The sequence below is a fragment of the Maribacter polysiphoniae genome (assembly GCF_003148665.1).
In the GTDB taxonomy this organism is placed as follows: Bacteria; Bacteroidota; Bacteroidia; order Flavobacteriales; family Flavobacteriaceae; genus Maribacter_A; species Maribacter_A polysiphoniae.
The window spans coordinates 191,240-209,469 of sequence record NZ_QGGQ01000009.1; the positions used below are offsets into that span (position 1 = coordinate 191,240).

Annotated in this window: 22 protein-coding genes, 1 rRNA gene and 1 other RNA gene; 12 read left to right on the top strand and 12 right to left on the bottom strand. The window is 40.0% G+C overall.

The window, feature by feature from the left end:
- Window positions 1-32: 32 nt before the first annotated feature.
- From ssrS to LX92_RS16895, 3 genes are all read right to left on the bottom strand, one after another.
- A non-coding RNA gene (gene ssrS, locus LX92_RS16885) (6S RNA) lies at window positions 33-142 on the bottom strand.
- 53 nt (window positions 143-195) lie between these two features.
- The gene (locus LX92_RS16890; RefSeq protein ID WP_109653168.1) at window positions 196-492 is read right to left on the bottom strand and encodes a cell division protein ZapA; all 297 of its coding nucleotides are present in this window, start codon (window positions 490-492) and stop codon (window positions 196-198) included.
- 12 nt (window positions 493-504) lie between these two features.
- A complete protein-coding gene (locus tag LX92_RS16895; protein WP_109653170.1) occupies window positions 505-795 on the bottom strand; it encodes a hypothetical protein in 291 nt (96 codons plus the stop codon).
- A 271-nt stretch (window positions 796-1,066) separates the two neighbouring features.
- Here LX92_RS16895 and LX92_RS16900 point away from each other — a divergent pair, with 271 nt between their 5' ends.
- The 3 genes from LX92_RS16900 to LX92_RS16910 are packed head-to-tail and all read left to right on the top strand — an operon-like array spanning window position 1,067 to window position 5,922.
- Entirely contained in the window at window positions 1,067-2,761 is a 1,695-nt protein-coding gene (locus LX92_RS16900) for a M23 family metallopeptidase (protein ID WP_109653172.1), read from the top strand.
- A gap of 5 nt (window positions 2,762-2,766) precedes the next feature.
- Window positions 2,767-5,232 (top strand): TonB-dependent receptor plug domain-containing protein, encoded by a 2,466-nt coding sequence (locus tag LX92_RS16905; protein ID WP_109653175.1) that lies wholly within the window; start codon window positions 2,767-2,769, stop codon window positions 5,230-5,232.
- A 30-nt stretch (window positions 5,233-5,262) separates the two neighbouring features.
- The gene (locus tag LX92_RS16910; protein ID WP_109653177.1) at window positions 5,263-5,922 is read left to right on the top strand and encodes a hypothetical protein; all 660 of its coding nucleotides are present in this window, start codon (window positions 5,263-5,265) and stop codon (window positions 5,920-5,922) included.
- Here the strand turns inward: LX92_RS16910 and LX92_RS16915 are convergent.
- Window positions 5,919-7,067, bottom strand: a complete 1,149-nt coding sequence (locus LX92_RS16915) for a cysteine desulfurase family protein (RefSeq protein WP_109653179.1) — start codon at window positions 7,065-7,067, stop codon at window positions 5,919-5,921. The genes LX92_RS16910 and LX92_RS16915 overlap by 4 nt on opposite strands.
- Window positions 7,068-7,169: 102 nt before the next feature.
- Between LX92_RS16915 and LX92_RS16920 the strand changes: the two genes are divergently transcribed.
- Window positions 7,170-7,676: a hypothetical protein gene (locus LX92_RS16920; RefSeq protein WP_109653181.1), complete on the top strand. Its 507-nt coding sequence runs from the start codon at window positions 7,170-7,172 to the stop codon at window positions 7,674-7,676.
- Window positions 7,677-7,682: 6 nt separating this feature from the next.
- On the opposite strand, the gene LX92_RS16925 is transcribed toward LX92_RS16920, so the two are convergent.
- Complete coding sequence (locus LX92_RS16925) at window positions 7,683-8,231, bottom strand: Smr/MutS family protein (protein WP_109653183.1); 549 nt, start codon at window positions 8,229-8,231, stop codon at window positions 7,683-7,685.
- Window positions 8,232-8,294: 63 nt separating this feature from the next.
- On the opposite strand from LX92_RS16925, the gene LX92_RS16930 reads away from it, so the two are divergent.
- The 3 genes from LX92_RS16930 to LX92_RS16940 are packed head-to-tail and all read left to right on the top strand — an operon-like array spanning window position 8,295 to window position 9,277.
- Window positions 8,295-8,594 carry a DUF2752 domain-containing protein gene (locus LX92_RS16930; RefSeq protein ID WP_109653235.1) on the top strand — a complete coding sequence of 100 codons (300 nt, stop codon included), beginning with the start codon at window positions 8,295-8,297 and terminating at the stop codon, window positions 8,592-8,594.
- A gap of 16 nt (window positions 8,595-8,610) precedes the next feature.
- Window positions 8,611-8,934 carry a CCC motif membrane protein gene (locus tag LX92_RS16935; protein WP_109653184.1) on the top strand — a complete coding sequence of 108 codons (324 nt, stop codon included), beginning with the start codon at window positions 8,611-8,613 and terminating at the stop codon, window positions 8,932-8,934.
- A gap of 25 nt (window positions 8,935-8,959) precedes the next feature.
- Window positions 8,960-9,277 carry a CCC motif membrane protein gene (locus tag LX92_RS16940; RefSeq protein ID WP_109653238.1) on the top strand — a complete coding sequence of 106 codons (318 nt, stop codon included), beginning with the start codon at window positions 8,960-8,962 and terminating at the stop codon, window positions 9,275-9,277.
- 51 nt (window positions 9,278-9,328) lie between these two features.
- On the opposite strand, the gene rocD is transcribed toward LX92_RS16940, so the two are convergent.
- From rocD to LX92_RS16955, 3 genes are all read right to left on the bottom strand, one after another.
- The gene (gene rocD / locus LX92_RS16945; protein WP_109653186.1) at window positions 9,329-10,606 is read right to left on the bottom strand and encodes an ornithine--oxo-acid transaminase; all 1,278 of its coding nucleotides are present in this window, start codon (window positions 10,604-10,606) and stop codon (window positions 9,329-9,331) included.
- Between the two features lie 126 nt (window positions 10,607-10,732).
- Window positions 10,733-11,119, bottom strand: a complete 387-nt coding sequence (locus LX92_RS16950) for a DUF6768 family protein (RefSeq protein WP_109653188.1) — start codon at window positions 11,117-11,119, stop codon at window positions 10,733-10,735.
- 3 nt (window positions 11,120-11,122) lie between these two features.
- Window positions 11,123-11,656 carry an RNA polymerase sigma factor gene (locus LX92_RS16955; protein WP_109653190.1) on the bottom strand — a complete coding sequence of 178 codons (534 nt, stop codon included), beginning with the start codon at window positions 11,654-11,656 and terminating at the stop codon, window positions 11,123-11,125.
- Between the two features lie 123 nt (window positions 11,657-11,779).
- Between LX92_RS16955 and rlmD the strand changes: the two genes are divergently transcribed.
- From rlmD to LX92_RS16970, 3 genes are read left to right on the top strand one after another with little or no spacing between them, the layout of a single operon-like run.
- Window positions 11,780-13,189, top strand: a complete 1,410-nt coding sequence (gene rlmD, locus LX92_RS16960; RefSeq protein WP_109653192.1) for a 23S rRNA (uracil(1939)-C(5))-methyltransferase RlmD — start codon at window positions 11,780-11,782, stop codon at window positions 13,187-13,189.
- Window positions 13,190-13,193: 4 nt separating this feature from the next.
- Window positions 13,194-13,685, top strand: coding sequence for a DUF6452 family protein (locus tag LX92_RS16965; RefSeq protein WP_109653194.1), 492 nt, complete (start codon window positions 13,194-13,196; stop codon window positions 13,683-13,685).
- A complete protein-coding gene (locus tag LX92_RS16970) occupies window positions 13,666-14,460 on the top strand; it encodes a DUF6048 family protein (protein ID WP_109653196.1) in 795 nt (264 codons plus the stop codon). The genes LX92_RS16965 and LX92_RS16970 overlap by 20 nt, the downstream gene beginning before the upstream one ends.
- A 33-nt stretch (window positions 14,461-14,493) precedes the next feature.
- Here LX92_RS16970 and LX92_RS16975 read toward each other — a convergent pair whose 3' ends face one another.
- On the bottom strand, window positions 14,494-14,724 hold the full coding sequence (locus LX92_RS16975; protein WP_109653199.1) for a hypothetical protein: 231 nt from the start codon (window positions 14,722-14,724) through the stop codon (window positions 14,494-14,496).
- A 3-nt stretch (window positions 14,725-14,727) separates the two neighbouring features.
- A complete protein-coding gene (locus tag LX92_RS16980) occupies window positions 14,728-15,897 on the bottom strand; it encodes a THUMP domain-containing class I SAM-dependent RNA methyltransferase (protein WP_109653201.1) in 1,170 nt (389 codons plus the stop codon).
- A 91-nt stretch (window positions 15,898-15,988) separates the two neighbouring features.
- Here LX92_RS16980 and LX92_RS16985 point away from each other — a divergent pair, with 91 nt between their 5' ends.
- Together LX92_RS16985 and LX92_RS16990 are read left to right on the top strand one after the other, a co-directional pair.
- Window positions 15,989-16,660, top strand: coding sequence for a ZIP family metal transporter (locus LX92_RS16985; protein ID WP_109653203.1), 672 nt, complete (start codon window positions 15,989-15,991; stop codon window positions 16,658-16,660).
- A gap of 2 nt (window positions 16,661-16,662) precedes the next feature.
- Window positions 16,663-17,091 carry a DUF4268 domain-containing protein gene (locus LX92_RS16990; RefSeq protein WP_109653205.1) on the top strand — a complete coding sequence of 143 codons (429 nt, stop codon included), beginning with the start codon at window positions 16,663-16,665 and terminating at the stop codon, window positions 17,089-17,091.
- A 21-nt stretch (window positions 17,092-17,112) separates the two neighbouring features.
- On the opposite strand, the gene trhA is transcribed toward LX92_RS16990, so the two are convergent.
- Together trhA and rrf are read right to left on the bottom strand one after the other, a co-directional pair.
- The gene (gene trhA, locus LX92_RS16995) at window positions 17,113-17,745 is read right to left on the bottom strand and encodes a PAQR family membrane homeostasis protein TrhA (RefSeq protein ID WP_109653207.1); all 633 of its coding nucleotides are present in this window, start codon (window positions 17,743-17,745) and stop codon (window positions 17,113-17,115) included.
- Between the two features lie 166 nt (window positions 17,746-17,911).
- Window positions 17,912-18,023, bottom strand: a 5S ribosomal RNA gene (gene rrf, locus LX92_RS17000).
- Window positions 18,024-18,230 lie beyond the last annotated feature (207 nt).

Below are 18,230 nucleotides of genomic sequence, written 5' to 3' on the forward strand. Positions count from 1 at the left end.
TAAAAAAAACCCACATTGGGGAAGTTTTGTACAAACTCCAGAAAACAGGTTTAGGGCTAACAGACTGATCAAGGATCCTTATACGGGTAAGGCCTGCTTTTACAATCTAAACTCACCCTTTTTAAACAAATTAATGTTGAGTTTGTCAAAAGATAATACCAATGTGGGCAGTAACTTAATGTTATTTAAAAGAACTTATTTTATACCAAGCTTTGAGTTCACCAATTCGTTTAATGCCTTTAACCGTTCAGTGGCCTCTTGGTTTCCTTCTGATTGATCTATACCGCGTTGTTCAATTTTAGAGGCAAATTGCAGTGCGCACATGGCGAGCACGTCTTGTTTGTCCCTAACGGCATAGTTCTGTTCAAATTTTTTAGCCAATTGCTCAATATTCTTTGCTGCCTTCCTCAACCCTTCCTCTTGGCTAGGGTCGATAGTCAAAGGGTAAACCCTATCTGCTATGGAAAGTTTAATTTTGAGCCTTTCTGACATCTAATTTAAAACTTATTCGGAAAGTTGGGCTATACAATGGTCCAATTCCCTAATCAATGTATTTATTTTAAGCTTAGCTTCTGTTTTATTTGTATTACTGCCAAGCATCGAATTTGCAAGTTTAAGCGAATTATATTTCTGTTCCCATTCGGACACGGATTTTTCGGTTAAATCTTTTTGGTTTCTGATTGAAACCAATTCCTTTTCCAACGTTTTGTTCATCTGCTGCAACATCTCCAAATGATGTAACAACTTACTGATTTTGTTTTCCAGGGAATCAACAATTTTCACCAATTCACTCATATACAATACTCAATGCGTATTACACAAAGTTAACATAGATATAAAGACTGGGCAATAGTTTTTCAAAATATTCTTTGGGTATAACATTAAATACTGATATTAAGTCCTCTAAAGCATAAAACAATCATAATTAGATGCAGATTTTTTACGGTTCTAGGCGGTTAATTATATTCATCTGTTTAATTTTATCGCTTATTTGCGTTGACCTCTTATACTTTCTTAAAATAAAAGAAAGGTATTTGGGTTTACATAATAGCTACTAAAGAATACTATGGGCAGAACATTTCTTATTTTTCTATTGATTTTATCCATGGGTGTATCGGCCCAAGTAACCACTTATCCAAAAGAAGCCTTTAGATCTCCCTTGGACATTCCCTTGATCTTGGCAGGTACTTTTGGTGAATTGCGATCGAATCATTTTCATTCCGGAATCGATATCAAGACACAACAAAGGGAAGGACTCCCCGTATATGCCATAGGCAATGGCACCATTACCCGTATAAAGGTCTCCTTATGGGGATATGGAAAAGTATTGTATGTAGCGCACCCAAACGGGTATACTTCGGTCTATGGCCATTTACAGAAATTCTCCCCCAAGATCGAGGAGTACATTAAAAAAATACAATACGCGAAGAAATCCTATGAGGTGGAAGTTTTCCCCGAGTACGGGGAAATAAAACTCGAAAAAGGTGAAATTATAGCCTATAGTGGCAATACGGGAGGTTCATCAGGACCCCATTTGCACTTCGAGATTAGAAGTAGCATATCTGAAAAACCAACAAATCCCCTATTATACGGTTATGAAGTTAGGGATGCCACCAACCCCACTGTGGTTGGACTTTATGGTTATCCCCTATCCGAAAATGCCCAATTAAACCAAAGTAACACAAAATCACAGATCAATTTTACCCGGCAAAAGGATGGTTCCTTTCTAGCCGATAAGGTAACCGCATTGGGCACCATAGGTTTTGGCTTCGTCGGTTTTGACCGCCAAGATCTGGCGGCCAATAAGAACGGGGTGTATTCAGTGCGACAGGTGGTCAACGGCCAAGTTTATAGCGATTATGATTTTGAATCCTTTTCCTTCTCAGAAACGCGCTACATCAACACCTTGATCGATTACGCCCATTTTGGCAAATACAGACAGCGGATACAAAAATGTTTTAAATCCCCCGGAAACCATTTGAGCATCTACAATAAATTGGTGAACGATGGAAAAATCGTGGTTAAGGAAGGGCTTTCATACACGGTGGAACTATTGATCTATGATTTGGAAGGCAATTTGACCAAATTGGTGATTCCTGTCGAGGGAAAAAACCAGCCGCTCAAAATTGAGGAGGAAACACCAAAAACCGATAACTATATCGTTGCCAAACGACCCAACAATTTTGATTTGGGAATAGCAAAGGTCTATTTCCCCGCCAATACCTTCTATGAAGATTTCTATATCGATTTAAGAAAAGGGAGCGACACGGTAATGGTGCACAACAATCGGGTACCGGCCCATAGGAATTTCACCTTAACGTTTGATGTTTCAAAATATTCCGAGGCAGAGCGCAAACAACTCTTTATCGCACGATTGGACAAAAATTCTAAACCCAGTTACACATCCACCTATAAACGGGGCAATACATTTACAACAAGAACCCGTAATTTAGGCACGTACACCTTGGCAAGGGACACCGTACCCCCCACAATACGCACTAAGAATTTTAAGCATAAACAATGGTTGACCAACTATCACTATCTAAGCCTAACTATTGCTGACGACTTAAGCGGTATTGACACCTACTCCGCCACCCTGAACGGCGAGTGGATCTTAATGGAATACGAACCAAAAAAGAATACCATTACCTATAATTTTGATGATCGGATATTGGATAAAAAACAATGTATCCTTAAAGTCAACGTAACGGATAATATAGGGAATACAAATACATACGAGGTCACCTTTTATAGAAAATAAATACTTTGAAGTGCCCTAAAATAGTTTTACTCATCTTTTTCCTATGTCTGTATACAAACATTAGGGCACAAACAGCAACCCTTACGGGTATCGTATTCGATGAAAACAACAACCCTATATCCCAGGTAAATATCACTTCGACCATAGGTGGTACCACAACTGATGACACTGGGTTTTATATTTTGCCCATTATTGCTGAAAAAGAAAACCGAATCACCTTTTCCCATTTAGGACATAGAAACATTGTTTTGGAACGATTGATCCTAAACAGCAATGAAACCTTTGAATTCTACCCGGTGATGTTTACAGAAATCACCCAGATTGATGGGGTTACCGTTTCTGCAGAAGAAAGGAAGGTTCAAGGAATCAAGAGTATTTCCCCGGAAATGGCTCGACAAATTCCTGGGGCCAATGCTGGAGTTGAAAATATATTGAAACTATTACCCAGTGTTTCCTCGAACAATGAACTCAGTACACAATATTCAGTACGTGGGGGAAATTATGATGAAAATCTAGTCTATATCAACGAAATAGAAGTATACCGGCCTTTTTTGATCCGTGCCGCCCAACAAGAAGGATTGAGTATTGTGAATAACGACCTTATCCGTAAAGTGGCGTTTTCCCCAGGGGGATTTCAAGCCAAATACGGAGATAAGCTTTCCTCGGTATTGGACATCACCTATAAAAACCCGACCGGATTTGGCACCCAAATGGATGTAAGTCTTTTAGGGGCCAACTTGGCCATGGAAACAGTTTCCCAGAACAAAAAGCTTTCCAGTGTGACCGGAATAAGATACCGAAACAATAGCCTCTTCGTCAACAGCCAACAGACAAATTCCAATTTCAACCCGACATTCGCCGACATTCAAGGTTATCTTACCTATAGACTTTCGAACAAGCTACACGTTAACTTTTTTGGTAACCTTTCGATCAATGATTATCAAAACGAGCCTTTGGATAGGCAGACGAATTTCGGAACCCTTTCTGCCCCCAAGGCACTTATCATAAATTATAGCGGCAGTGAGAATAACAGATATGCTACCGCCCTAGGTGCCGTTAAGGCCAATTATTTCCTGAACGAAACGGTGACCCTGAAATTGATAGCCTCACTTTATCATACGACTGAGCGGGAATATTCCGATGTAAACGCGCGCTATGCCCTTGGAGAGGTGAATTCCGATTTGGGGAGTCCAACCGTGGGTGAACCCACTACTATCAGAGGTGTTGGTGGGCAATTCACAAGGGCCAGGAATGAATTGGATGCCCTGATCTTTAATTTGGAACAACGGGGTAGTGCCTCGATAGGAAAAAGAAATTTACAATGGGGAATAAAATACACCCATGAAGATATTCGGGACCAATTACGGGAATCCGTTTTTTTGGATTCCGCGGGGTTCTCCGTTCGCCCACCACTGCCCGAATACGGGAACAACCAACCTGAAGTTCCATTCGAAGATCCCTTAGTTGCCTATGAAGGTGTCTCTGCGAGAAATTTTGTGAAGACCAATAGGTTTTCCGCCTATTCCCAATTCAGTGAAAGCAAATCATTGCAGATCGGGGATATCTATTTCAATATCGGGGCAAGGGCCCATTATTGGCGGGTCAGCGGCAAAGATATTGACAAGGTCTCCCAAACGGTTTTTAGTCCCAGGGCCCAATTTGCCATTAAACCAAGATGGGGGAAAGACATGCTTTTTAGGACTGCCATCGGGGTTTATCATCAACCCCCCTTCTATAGGGAATTAAGGGATGCTTCCGGAACGGTGAGACCCAAGGTCAAAGCACAGAAATCAATACATTATGTATTGGGCCATGAATACAGTTTTCTGCTCTGGGAACGCCCTTTTAAACTGATAAGCGAAGCGTATTACAAAACCTTGGACCATGTGAATCCGTACACCTTGAACGACGTTCGCATACGATATGCGGCCAACAATAATGCTGAAGCCTATGTGTACGGTGCCGAAATGAGATTGAACGGGGCTTTTGTGCCCGGAACCGAATCCTGGGTGAGCGTGGGTTATATGACTACCAAGGAAAATATAGCGAATCAAGGGTATATTCCAAGGCCCACGGATCAACGCCTTAAATTGGGCATCCTTTTTCAGGATTACGTTCCTAACATTCCCAATTTAAAGATGTACCTTAATTTAGTGTATAACACGGGAGTACCAGGGGGATCCCCCAGTTATGCGGATCCTTATGTCTTTCAGAATAGATTAAGGGATTATAAGCGTGCTGATTTGGGAATTTCCCATATTTTTGTAGACGCGGAAAAAAAATATCCAAAGAACCACTGGTTGCATCATTTCAAGGAGTTGAGTGTTGGTTTTGAGATTTTCAATCTTTTCAATAACCAAAACTCCATTACCAATACGTGGATCAGGGATGTTGAAAGCAAAAATGAATTTGCGGTTCCCAATTATATGACAAGTCGTGTATTGAACCTACGACTCAAAATTCGGTTGTGATCGTAATTGTCCCCGAAAAAAATATATGTGATGAAAAAGTTATTAGTGTCAATGCTCCTTTTGGGTAGTTTTATGGTAAGTGCCCAAAAAAATATTTATGAACATAAAAATTTTGACCGTCTGAGTCAAGACCATAAAATTTTGGCCATCATCCCCTTCTTAACCAATTTGGATTTGAAACATGATATGTCTAAAAGTGATTTGGAACACTTAAAGGAGAAAGAGGGATATGCCGTTCAAAATGCCTTGGAAACCTATTTTTCCAAACGAAAAAGCAAAAAGAAGTTTTCAGTGGAATTCCAGAATACCAAAAACACCAACGCCATTTTGGCCCAAAACAATATCACCTATGAAGATATTGATGTTTATACGGTAAAGCAACTGAGCGAAATCTTAGGGGTAGATGGTATTATCAGTGGTAATATGGACCTTAACATCCTACTTTCAAACGGCGTGCCCACAGAATCCAGTTTTATGGATTATTTTCTTGGGGATTCCAATTATGGCCGAATAGGCATTAAGATAAGTGACGGCAATACCGGCAAGTTGCTTTGGAAATATGAGAAAAAAATAAATAAAAAAACTGGCAAGAATACCTACGACCTTATTGACAGGATGATGAAATTGGCCACACGAAAATTCCCTTATGATCGTGAAAAGAAAAAAGGCAAAAACAAGAACAAAGGTTAAGCCCCAATAAGTTGCTTTAATACCGTTATCGTATAATCCAATTCCTCGGTGGTATTGTATGTTGAAAATGAGAATCTCAATGAGGTTCTTTTAGACCCTTCCCCTTTTTGCAATTGATTCAATACATGGGATCCCGCATCACTTCCTGATTGACATGCGCTACCTTTTGAACATGCGATGCCCTTCATATCCAAATTAAACAAAAGCATTTTTGTTTTATCGTCGCTTATGGGCAATCCAACATTTACAAGCGTATAGGTACTTTCGTCCAGTGAACCCGAAAGTCCATTGAATACAACATCAGGGATAACTTCCGTTAACCTAGCCATGAAATATTTTTTAAGCCCCTCGATATAAGCCCGTTCCTTGTCCAAATGTTCATAGGCCAGTTGAAACGCCTCCTCAAGTCCAACAATATTATGTACCGATTCGGTACCTGCCCTAAGTCCCCGCTCCTGTCCACCTCCCGAAATCAAAGGCTTAAGTCCCGAATTTTTTCGCACAAAGGCAAAACCCACACCTTTTGGCCCATGGAACTTATGGGCAGAGGCCGCCATAAAATCGATGGGTACCTTCGTCACATCCAATGCATAATGACCAATGGACTGTACCGTATCGGAATGGAACAAGGTAGAATTGGCCTTACACATTTCAGCAACCTCCCCAATCGGCAATAAATTACCGATCTCATTGTTTACGTGCATTAGAGTCACCAGTTTTTTGGTGTTATCTTCATGCAACAATTGTTCTAGATGTGGAAGTTGTGGCGTACCATTTTCATCCAAATCAACAAATTTCAAGGCGATATTATATTCCTTGGCCAAATCCTGGGCGGTATGCAAAACGGCATGGTGTTCTATTCTTGAGGTAATGATCGTTTTAACGCCCAAATCACGCACAGCACTTTTAAGAATCATATTATCGGCCTCTGTACCACCCGAAGTAAAAATTATCTCCGAAGGATGTGCCTTCAATGTTTTGGCAATGATTTTCCGCGCACTTTCAATAGCGGTTTTCGACGTTCGCCCATAACTATAGGTAGATGAAGGATTACCGTAATAATCTGTCAACGCTTTTTGCATTCTTTCGATGACCCCCTTCCTGATCTGGGTAGTGGCCGCATTGTCTAGATAAACATTTTTCATGGGTAAGTGCTATAGTAAAAGCGGGTCAAAAATAACCGAATAAAATGTAAAATCTATCCCAAAGAAGATAAACTTATTGTTTATTTCCTTTAAATTTGAAGCATGAAGAACCTATTCGTTTTATGCATTTTGACCTTATCCCTATCCTGTGATGATGGTGATTTGCAAATAGAGACCATAGATTTCGACAGTGTTGACATCAGCACTTGTGAATCGACCGTGACAACATCGAGTACTATTTTCTTTAAAATAAGCGATGATGAAGCCTTGATTCTTGAATTGGAATCCGGAGTTCTCAAAAATGAGGTTTCCGAAACCTTCAGCAGTGCCATTCCCGGCAAATCGCAATTAACCTACAGAATATTCTCGGATGATGTTGACAGTGATTATTTTTGTGATGACATACCAACCGCCACACCTACGGTTGTAGAAGAGATTGAAGCAGAGGATGGTGAGGTTTTAATCACCACTACCTTGGCAGAGGGATCAACAGATACTTACGAACATACTTTGGAATTAAGCGGGATTACCTTTATCACTTCCACCGATCAAAGGATCACCGACCTGCAGATCAGCGAATTTGGGGTAATCACTACCACTGCCAATTGATTGTAATCAAGTGTTCATATATATGTATACCTCGGTAGCCCCAAGGCCGTATTTCTGGTAATCGGCATCGTAATATTTTACATTTTCGTACCTTCCAAAGAGAAAATTAAGCTCTTCCTTTAAGATACCTTCGCCCACCCCATGGATGAAAACCACTTTCTGTATGCGTTTTTTCATCGCAAACTCCAATTGTCGCTTGGCTGTTTCCATTTGTAAATTCAACATTTCATGGTTACTCATACCTTTGGATGACTTCACCAATTGGTTGATGTGTAGATCAACCTCCATTTTCGGGGCATTGCGTTCTTTAGGTTTTAATATTGTAGTTTTTCGTTTTTTGCCAATTTCCTTCTCAGCCTTGACTTTGGCCACCTCATAGTTGGTAACCCTGATATCATCGGTATTGGGTCTCTTAACCAATTCATTTTCGGTGAATTGCATTACGAAGCCATCATCGGTTTCAATGGTGATTTCCTTTCCGGAAACGGATACGACCACCCCACTTAACATTTCGTCAAGGACCTCTACCCTATCACCTTCTTTAAAAAGCCGCATAATTTTGTTTTGTACCCCAAAAATAATGGTTATTTTGCCCTAAGAAATAAATTTAAAGTAAAAATGCAATTGCCTTATTTCATGATTTCTTTGGATGATTACATGCTTCCTTGTCTCAATAAGAAATTATTCGGCATCGAATGCCCAGGTTGCGGGGCCCAACGTGCTATTTCTTTCTTACTCAAAGGTGATTTTATCGATGCCTTTACCATGTACCCTGCCATATTTACCATTATCCCCTTATTGGGTTTTTTATTGGTTGATAGTTTTTTTACGATTAAATATTCCAACAAGATCATTATTACCTTAATGGTGTCAAGCGTCATATTGATTCTCGGCAACTATATCTTAAAATTTTTATAACCAAACCCTTTAAATTATGGAACAACAAAAATTACCCAATGTTACAATAATCATAGTACTTTCAATTATTGGCTATCTCTGCTGCTGCTTTGCTGGGATACCAGGTATCTTATTTGGGGGGATTGCTTTTATGTTAGCCCTTAAAGATGAAAAAAAATATAAGGCAAGTCCAGAGGACTACTCCAATTACAGTCAACTTAAAACAGCAAAAATACTTGCTATTGTAGCCTTGGCCATAGGTGTTTTATATTTTGCATATACCTTTTTCCAAATCTCCCAAATGGGTGGATGGGAAGGATACATGGAAAAAGTTCAGGAAATGAGCGAACAATGGCAGTAAACCTACAACCCATTAAACAATGAATATGAATAGAGAAACCTTACCAGACTCGGGCAATGCTTTGACTTTTGGTATATTATCAATTGTACTTACTATATTATGCTGTGGTCCCTTTGGGGGCATTTTCGGAATTATTGGCCTTTCAAAGGCGAAAAAGGCCGAGCGCATGTATAATGCAGAACCTGACAGGTTTTCTGGGATTGAGAATGTAAAAACCGGTAGGATACTATCTTACATAGGTATTGCCCTAGCGGCGATATTATTGGTTTTCACCATCCTCTATTTTGGGGTTATTGCCGCAATAATCGCTGGATCCGCATCTGGATCCGATTGGGCACTATAGGCTTCAACGTGGAATAAAAAATCCCCTGAACAAGTTGTTCAGGGGATTTTTTTATTTTCTAAACTCTTTTATTGTTTTTGAGATTATAGAAACACAATCCAACAACTGCTCTTTGGTCATCACCAATGGCGGGGCAAACCGTATGATATTGCCATGGGTAGGTTTGGCCAATAGTCCGTTCTCTTTAAGGGCCATACAAAGGTCCCAAGCTGTAGAACTATCCTCGGTATCGTTGATTACAATAGCATTTAAAAGGCCTTTACCCCGTACCTTCAAAACCAAATCGGTCTGCTCGATCAATTTTTCCATTTCATTTCTGAAAAGTACTCCCAATTCATAGGCATTTTCAGCAAGCTTTTCTTCCTTTACAACTTCCAAAGCCGCAATAGCCACAGCGCAAGCCAATGGATTACCACCGAAAGTGGATCCGTGGTTTCCAGGGCCAATCACCTCCATAATATCATTATTGGCGAATACAGCGGATACCGGAAAAACACCCCCTGAAATGGCCTTCCCTAAAATAAGTACGTCGGGTTTAACCTCTGGAGTACCACTACATGATTTATCGGGACATGAACAATTACCACAGGTGGCCAAAAGTCGACCCGTTCTTGCAATTCCTGTCTGTACTTCATCCGCAATGAACAATACGTTTTTCGATTTACATAATTGTAAAGCCTCACTAAGGTAATTCCCATCAGGAACAAAGACGCCAGCTTCCCCTTGAATAGGTTCCACCAAGAAAGCGGCTACATTTTCATCTTGCAAGACTTCTTCCAAAGCTTCGATATCATTATAAGGGATAGAAACGATCCCAGGTGTAAAAGGCCCAAAATTCTCTGTGGCCACTGGATCGTTGGATGCCGAAATAATGGTCACCGTTCTCCCGTGAAAGTTGTTCTCACAAACTATGATCTTAGCTTGGTTAGCGGGTATTCCTTTTTTCTCGTACCCCCATTTACGGGCCAATTTAATAGCTGTCTCGACCGCTTCGGCCCCGGTATTCATCGGCAACACCTTGTCAAAACCAAAATACTCCGTAACATACTTTTCGTATTTACCGAGGATATCATTATAAAAAGCCCTTGAAGTCAAGGTCAATTTTTCTGCCTGCGATTGTAATGCCTTAACGATTTTAGGATGACAATGCCCTTGGTTTACCGCGGAATAGGCTGATAGGAAATCATAGTATCTATTTCCTTCAACATCCCAAACATACACTCCCTTTCCCTCACTTAAAACAACAGGTAATGGATGGTAATTATGTGCCCCGTACTTTTCTTCCAAGGCAATAGCCGCTTTAGAGCTGATTTTTTCTAAGACTGACATGTTACTTGATTATTTAAATAAAACTTTAGCAATTCCTTCTTTGGGAGAGAAATCATCCTATGCAGAGTCGCTAAAGTACAAAATGTTATGACATTGAAAAAACAATACGTCCATAGTGTGTTTTACCTAGTTTTCAAGTTTGCTAAAAAGCGTCGCTACTTGAAGCTCCAACTTTTTCATTTCACGTAGAATATCATTTTTATCCATTTGCATCCAAATATAAAGTTTCAACATACTCATGACAATCATACATAAAAAACCAGCCGATGCCCATTTTATTAGCTCATTCGTCTCATTGGTACCAAAAAACCGGATAATACAATATATAAGTAATCCGAAAATCACCAAATGAACCACATTCATTATTATGGCAAGCCATCCCATTTTACCTTTATAGACTTCCCCCAATTTTCCAATGAGATTTTGTTCTTCCAATTCGTCATAGAACTTTGCTTCTTCCTTATTCAAGGTTTCTTTGATAAGTTCATCGATATTTTCCGTTTCTTTATTCATGATCTATACTTTTAAGATTGTTTTTAATTTTTCCCTGGCATGAAACAATCTTGATTTGACCGTTCCAACAGAAATATCCAGGATGTTACTGATTTCAATTAAAGTGTATTCCTGCGTATAAAATAATCGCAATACAATTTGTTGGTCATTTGGCAAACTTTTAATGGCTTGCTGTAATTTTATGATTTCCGCATTCCCTTCTTCATTGGTTGTGTCCTCTAAATTGGTATACCCGTAGTGCCTTAATTTTTCGCGTTTGTTCCTATTTTGTTTTAAAAAATCAATCGATTTTCTTGTTACTATGCGCATCGCCCAACTAGAAAAGCTATTGGGGTCCCTTAAATTACCGAGTTTATTAATGATAATACCCCAACAATCCTGCACCACATCTTTGGATGCATCCAAATCCCCCAGGTACCAATTGGCATGACCACAGAATTTAGTATGATGCCTTTTGACCAGCATTCCCAAGGCCTTCTTATCTCCGGATTGATATTGCAACACCAATAAAGCATCAAAAATTTTATTAGGGCTCATTAATTGCTTGTTCTATGGTAAAGACGGTTAAGTTCTAAAAAGGTTCACTTTTTTAGTAAATTTTTATACTAATCCTTCTAAAGATAGCCGTAATAAATGCAAACCTATTAGTATTTTTGCGGCATGCGTAAAAAGAACAGAAGACAGGTCTTCGAAAATATAGAAGTAATAGATGCCGGGGCCAAGGGCAAAACAGTAGGGAAAGCACCCGATGGCAGGGTCATCTTTATGAACAACACCGTACCCGGTGACGTGGTTGATGTGCAGACCACTAAAAAACGAAAGGCGTATTTTGAAGGTTCGGCGATTAACTTCCACTCCTACTCCGACAAACGTGTGGATCCCAAGTGCGAACATTTTGGGGTTTGTGGTGGCTGTAAATGGCAAAATATGGGTTATGGGTACCAATTGTATTACAAACAACGGGAAGTAGAGAACAACCTTCGTCGTATTGGACATTTAGAGCTACCCAGTATAAACCCCATAATAGGTTCTAAAGACCAGTACTTTTATCGAAACAAAATGGAGTTCTCCTTTTCCGATAGTCGGTGGTTGACCTTGGAGGAAATTCAATCCGACGTTGAAATCGAAGACAAGAATGCCCTAGGTTTCCATATTCCTGGCATGTGGGATAAGATTTTGGATATAAAAAAATGCCACCTTCAAGCGGATCCGTCAAATGCCATTCGATTGGAAGTGAAGGATTTTGCCCAGAAAAACGACATTACTTTTTTCAATCCCCGAAATCAATATGGTATGTTGCGTACCTTGATGATACGAACTGCCTCTACCGGGGAAATGATGGTGTTGATCCAGTTTTTTGAAGAGGATCGGATTAAAAGGGAACTATTACTGAACCATCTAACAAGTGTGTTTCCCGAAATCACCTCTTTACAATACGTGATCAACAAGAAACAGAATGATACCATTTACGACCAAGAAATCATCTGCTTTTCAGGAAGGGACCACATTATAGAGGAAATGGAAGGTCTGCAATTTAAGATCAATGCCAAATCATTTTACCAAACCAATTCGGAACAAGCCTACGAGTTGTATAAGGTCACCCGTGATTTCGCGGGACTATCCGGAAAGGAATTGGTTTATGACCTGTATACAGGAACAGGTACCATTGCCCAATTCGTTTCCAAAAATGCCAAAAAGGTCATAGGAATAGAATCTGTTCCTGAAGCGATCATAGATGCCAAGGCCAATGCGGCCAATAATAATATCGACAATGTCGATTTCTTTGTTGGTGATATGAAGAATGTATTCAACACCGACTTTATCGAAACCCATGGCACCCCCGATATCATAATTACAGACCCGCCAAGGGATGGTATGCATAAGGACGTTGTTCAACAGATTTTAAACATAGCCCCCCCAAAGGTCGTTTATGTAAGTTGCAATAGTGCGACCCAAGCCCGCGACTTGGAGATGATGAAACATCAATATACCGTAACTAAAGTTCAACCTGTAGATATGTTTCCGCAAACGCATCATGTAGAAAATGTTGTACTTTTGGAAAAGTTATAGCTTCATGAATAAAATAAAAATTGCTTTTTTCATATTAATCGGAATCATTCCATTCGCTGGATGTGAAAAGGATGATATCTGCGTCGATGGGGATACACCATTTTTGATAATGCGTTTTTACGACGCCACCGATTCCACAGAATTCAAGGATGTTTCCAACTTGGTCGTAAGGGGACTTGTTTCCCCGGACACCCTGGATATTATCACCAATGCTGCGTCCGATTCAATCGCTGTGCCCTTACGGTCCGATTTTGCAAACACGACCTTTGTCCTGTCCCAACAGACAACCGATGATGGTCCGATAAATTATGATGTACTTACGTACTCCTATGAGACAAAGGAAGTATACATTTCCCGTGCCTGTGGATTTATTGCCAACTACGAAAATTTAGATACCGATTTAACCATCGATACCGACAATTGGATAACGAGTATCGAGATTGTCAACCCCACGATAGAAAATTCAGATACAGCCCATGTTAAGATATTTCACTAGCCTTAGTCTTCTGATGTTCCTCTTCGCTGGATGGGCTCAAGAAGAAACCATTGACCTACAGCCCAAAGATACCGTTGTGCACAAGCAAACCTATGGTCTTAGGGTCGGGGTTGACCTTAGTCGTATCATCCTTACCCAAACCAGTGATGATTACAAAGGACTCGAAATAGTTGCGGATTATCGTTTGAACCAAAAATTATACATCGCCGGTGAGATCGGCACGGAGGACAAAACAACACAAGAGGACCTATACAATTTCACCACATCGGGTAGTTATATTAAACTGGGTATTGATTACAACACCTATGAAAATTGGTACGGTATGAACAATTCCATTTTTATAGGTGGAAGATTTGCTCTAAGTTCCTTTAGTCAAACCTTGAACAACTTTGACTATTACGACACCAGTAGGTATTGGAACCCTGACGCATTCCCCAATGGTTCTTCGGAGGCCCAGGAATTTGATGGCCTAAACGCCTCATGGCTCGAATTTATCTTTGGGTTAAAAGCCGAATTGTTCACCAATTTATATCTGGGTGGTAGTCTTCGTATTGCTTTTTTGACAAACAACAAGGAATCGGAAGATTTCCCCAATCTATTTATACCAGGCTTCAATAAAGTTACCGATGACAGTAAATTCGGAATAGGATACAATTATTCCATTACCTATATGATTCCGTTGTACAAAAAGGCGAACAAGCGGAAAAAGGAAAAACCTGAATTGGAACAGGGCCCTGAACGACCTGAAAAGCCCAATGACGGACCTCGAAATTAAATTTTCAGTATTTTACCAACGCGATAAGAACCCTTAAATTTCACGAAAGCCTTTGATGAAAATCCATTTCATCATAATCTTTGCATGTCCATCACTTTCCACAACCCCAAATTTTGGGGCTAAAAAACTGGCGGAAACTGCCGCGGCCAAGGCCAAATAAAATCGGCTTATATCAAAAAAATACCCGAAAGCAAGGCGTAATAGCAGGAAAAGTATCGCAAAGCCTAAAAAATTGTAAACTATAGCACGTGTTTTTGGTTTCATAGCCTAATCGTTATCATTATTTTGATATTTGGCCTTTTTACTCCCTTCATACATCACATACTTTACCAAACGTGACTCCAAATGGCTATTGAAAACCTTGATCTTTCTCGAAGGTCGTAAGCCCACAAATTTAAGGGCCTCCAAATTTGATGTAATAAACCAAGCCTCTGTACCTGGGTATTCCTGCTTTAGCGTATTACCAATGGACGAATAGAAATCCTCCATATCAAGATTCAAACGCTCCCCATAAGGTGGATTAAAGACCATGTGCAAATGGGCATCGGTGAACTTGGTCGAATCGAAGAAACTCTTCCGTTCTACCGTAATATATTCCGAAAGATTGGCATTGGCTATGTTGTCTATGGACTTCCGTACCGCAGAAGGTGCCTTATCATATCCCACTATCTTATGATGAAACTCACGGGTTTTGTTTAAACTACTTTCAATGATTTTTTGAAAAAGCTCCTCATCAAAATCATTCCATTTTTCAAAAGCGAATTCCTTCCGATTGATGTTAGCCGGGATATTACAGGCAATCATCGCCGCCTCGGTCAAAAATGTACCACTACCACACATGGGATCCAAAAAATCGGATTGTCCGTCCCATCCACTCAACAATAATAATCCAGCAGCCAAAACTTCGTTGATCGGTGCTATATTGGTGGCTGTCCTATATCCTCGATGATGTAGGGATCGCCCCGAACTATCCAACGATATATTACAATGCTCCTTATGAATATGCACATTGATACGAATGTCGGGAAACTTGACATCCACATTGGGCCTTTGTCCATCAGTATCCCTGAACTTATCCACGATGGCATCCTTGATTTTCTGTGAAACATAGAGCGAGTGGGTAAATTCATCTGAAAACAATGTAGTATCTATGGCCAATGTTGAATCGGCCGAAAGAAATTCGGTCCAATCCATTTGATAGATCTTTCTATATAACTCATTTTCATTACGAACGGTAAACGAATGTATGGGCTTTATGATTTTTATGGCCGTACGTAAACAAAGATTGGCCTTGTACATAAAACCGGTATCACCCTCGAATGAAACACTGCGGACACCCTCTTTTACATTACTAGCACCAAGGTTACGCAATTCCTTGGCCAAAAGTTCTTCAAAACCAAATAAGGTTTTGGCCACCATTCTAAAATTATTGTTCATATGCTTTATAAAGATTGCCACAAAAATACAGTAATTTTACGCCAACCACGACACGTGGCATTAATTAGTATTCGCAACTAAACCAGCTTTAATGACTTACGTATTGCTCATTCTCGGGGTGTTGTTGAGTTTTGCCTTTGTATACTTCGTAAAACCTACAAACAATGGGAATTTTAAACTCTTACTGGCCTTTAGTGGTGCCTTTTTATTGTCTTTGACCATTTTTGAACTTTTCCCCTCGGTCTATGCCATATCAGACTCGAAGACGGTGGGGGTCTATATCATGCTCGGGATTTTATTACAGATTTTTCTGGAGTTCTTTTCCAAAGGTGCCGAACATGGCCATATGCATTTTGATATTGAAAAAACCAATTTCCCTTGGTTGTTGTTCGTAAGTCTCTCTATACATTCATTATTGGAGGGGTTTCCCATCGAAAAACATGATCATCTTATATATGGTATCCTGATCCACAAGATCCCGATAGCCATTGTTTTGAGTATTTTCTTGCTGAATTCCAAAATTAAATTGATCTATGCCATATTCTTTATGGTCTTGTTCTCCTTAATGACACCGTTAGGCAATTTTATGGCCGCCCATTTTGATTTTGCCACGAAATACTATGTTCCCATAACAGCATTGGTCATAGGTGTGTTTTTACACATCTCAACGGTTATCCTTTTTGAAAGTTCGGAAGGCCATAAATTCAATTTGAGAAAATTGGTGGTTATCGTACTTGGGATCGTAATTGCATATTCCCTATAGCCATGTTCAGTAAGGAAGAATCGAAAAGGTTACGGCAAGAATTCTGGATCTCCTTTGGCAAATCGTTTCCCCGTAAATGGATTTTATACGATACCAAGATAAAGGGGCTTACCCTTAAGTTCCATTTTGAATTGAAAAAAGCCATGGTCTCCTTGGATATCGATCATTCCGACCTTGGCGTACGTATCGAACTATGGGACAAACTACTTTCCCTGGAATCGATAGTGAAAAATGACTATTTACCCGAGGTTATTTTTAATGATTCCCTGATTCTGGATAATGGGAAAGAAATTTCCAGGGCTTACGTAGCATTGACCGATGTTTCCATCCATAATAAAAACACATGGAGGGATACGATGGAATTTTTGAACGATAATATGCTCCTTCTTGAAGCATTCTTCATGGATTATAGGCAAATATTAGAAAACTGACCCTTTTTTGTCTGCATATGATCAAACAACATCATAGTATATAAAAAGCCAATGACTTATGGCCCCTCCCAGCACAAACAAATGCCATATGAAATGATTATAAGGTATACGTTTCCAAGCATAGAAAACTGTACCGACCGTGTAGAATGCCCCTCCTAAAAAAAGTAATTGTATACCAAGCCTTGATGTATAGGCCATAATATTGGAAAAGTCCATTACTATCAACCACCCCATAGCCAGATATAGGATCAAGGAAAGTACCTCGAACCGCCCGGTAAAGAAAATCTTCATCAAGGTTCCCACGGCAGCGATACCCCAAACCACATAGAATATCAGCCATCCCTTGCCATTTTCCAATGTAATTAAGGCCAAGGGTGTATAGGTGCCCGCTATCAACAAATAAATACTGATGTGGTCAAATACCCTCAATTTACGTTTCAATTCAGGGTTGGAAACGGAATGGTAAAGTGTTGACGCCAAAAACAGCACGATAAAGGATATACTGTAGATGATTATACTCATCTGGGCATATATGGTCTTATGTGAATTATGCTTTAAAAGAAAGTACAATCCCAAAACACCAAAAAGGATTCCTAATGCATGTGAGATGGCATTCCATTTTTCTTCCTTGTGATATGTCAACTCCTTAGTCATGTTGGAATACTCTTTAGGCAGACAAAAGTACAAAATAGCCCACATAATCGTATAAAAAAAGCCCTTCACGAATTGTGGAGGGGCCTTAAGAGGGCGGCGTCATCGGCGCTCCCAAAATCGGTCAAAAAAAAAGGATCCCGACCAAATTAATGATCGGGATCCTCGAAAAAGGCGGCGGCCTACTCTCCCACTTAGTGTAGCAGTACCATCGGCGCAGACGGGCTTAACTTCCCTGTTCGGAATGGTAAGGGGTGGGCCCCGTCGCCATGGCCACCTAAATTATTCGGTCAATGTTTTGATTAACGATCAACAGTTACCAATATATATTGATAATTGCCCATTGTTCATTGCCAATTGTATGATAATGACATAATAAAGGGACAGTTGAAGAAAAAAGTACGGTTTTTTTAAGTAAAGGGTTCGTTTCGAACTAAGTAAAGGTATTCGTCCCTTCCTTTCCCCTGTAACGGGTTGGGGAAGGGACC

Excerpts from the sequence above, each read along its gene's own strand:
- LX92_RS16890 (WP_109653168.1), bottom strand. The coding sequence starts at position 492 with ATGTCAGAAAGGCTCAAAATTAAACTTTCCATAGCAGATAGGGTTTAC.
- LX92_RS16895 (WP_109653170.1), bottom strand. The coding sequence starts at position 795 with ATGAGTGAATTGGTGAAAATTGTTGATTCCCTGGAAAACAAAATCAGT.
- LX92_RS16900 (WP_109653172.1), top strand. The coding sequence starts at position 1,067 with ATGGGCAGAACATTTCTTATTTTTCTATTGATTTTATCCATGGGTGTA.
- LX92_RS16910 (WP_109653177.1), top strand. The coding sequence starts at position 5,263 with ATGAAAAAGTTATTAGTGTCAATGCTCCTTTTGGGTAGTTTTATGGTA.
- LX92_RS16915 (WP_109653179.1), bottom strand. The coding sequence starts at position 7,067 with ATGAAAAATGTTTATCTAGACAATGCGGCCACTACCCAGATCAGGAAG.
- LX92_RS16920 (WP_109653181.1), top strand. The coding sequence starts at position 7,170 with ATGAAGAACCTATTCGTTTTATGCATTTTGACCTTATCCCTATCCTGT.
- LX92_RS16925 (WP_109653183.1), bottom strand. The coding sequence starts at position 8,231 with ATGCGGCTTTTTAAAGAAGGTGATAGGGTAGAGGTCCTTGACGAAATG.
- LX92_RS16930 (WP_109653235.1), top strand. The coding sequence starts at position 8,295 with ATGCAATTGCCTTATTTCATGATTTCTTTGGATGATTACATGCTTCCT.
- LX92_RS16935 (WP_109653184.1), top strand. The coding sequence starts at position 8,611 with ATGGAACAACAAAAATTACCCAATGTTACAATAATCATAGTACTTTCA.
- LX92_RS16940 (WP_109653238.1), top strand. The coding sequence starts at position 8,960 with ATGAATAGAGAAACCTTACCAGACTCGGGCAATGCTTTGACTTTTGGT.
- rocD (WP_109653186.1), bottom strand. The coding sequence starts at position 10,606 with ATGTCAGTCTTAGAAAAAATCAGCTCTAAAGCGGCTATTGCCTTGGAA.
- LX92_RS16950 (WP_109653188.1), bottom strand. The coding sequence starts at position 11,119 with ATGAATAAAGAAACGGAAAATATCGATGAACTTATCAAAGAAACCTTG.
- LX92_RS16955 (WP_109653190.1), bottom strand. The coding sequence starts at position 11,656 with ATGAGCCCTAATAAAATTTTTGATGCTTTATTGGTGTTGCAATATCAA.
- rlmD (WP_109653192.1), top strand. The coding sequence starts at position 11,780 with ATGCGTAAAAAGAACAGAAGACAGGTCTTCGAAAATATAGAAGTAATA.
- LX92_RS16965 (WP_109653194.1), top strand. The coding sequence starts at position 13,194 with ATGAATAAAATAAAAATTGCTTTTTTCATATTAATCGGAATCATTCCA.
- LX92_RS16970 (WP_109653196.1), top strand. The coding sequence starts at position 13,666 with ATGTTAAGATATTTCACTAGCCTTAGTCTTCTGATGTTCCTCTTCGCT.
- LX92_RS16975 (WP_109653199.1), bottom strand. The coding sequence starts at position 14,724 with ATGAAACCAAAAACACGTGCTATAGTTTACAATTTTTTAGGCTTTGCG.
- LX92_RS16980 (WP_109653201.1), bottom strand. The coding sequence starts at position 15,897 with ATGAACAATAATTTTAGAATGGTGGCCAAAACCTTATTTGGTTTTGAA.
- LX92_RS16985 (WP_109653203.1), top strand. The coding sequence starts at position 15,989 with ATGACTTACGTATTGCTCATTCTCGGGGTGTTGTTGAGTTTTGCCTTT.
- LX92_RS16990 (WP_109653205.1), top strand. The coding sequence starts at position 16,663 with ATGTTCAGTAAGGAAGAATCGAAAAGGTTACGGCAAGAATTCTGGATC.
- trhA (WP_109653207.1), bottom strand. The coding sequence starts at position 17,745 with ATGACTAAGGAGTTGACATATCACAAGGAAGAAAAATGGAATGCCATC.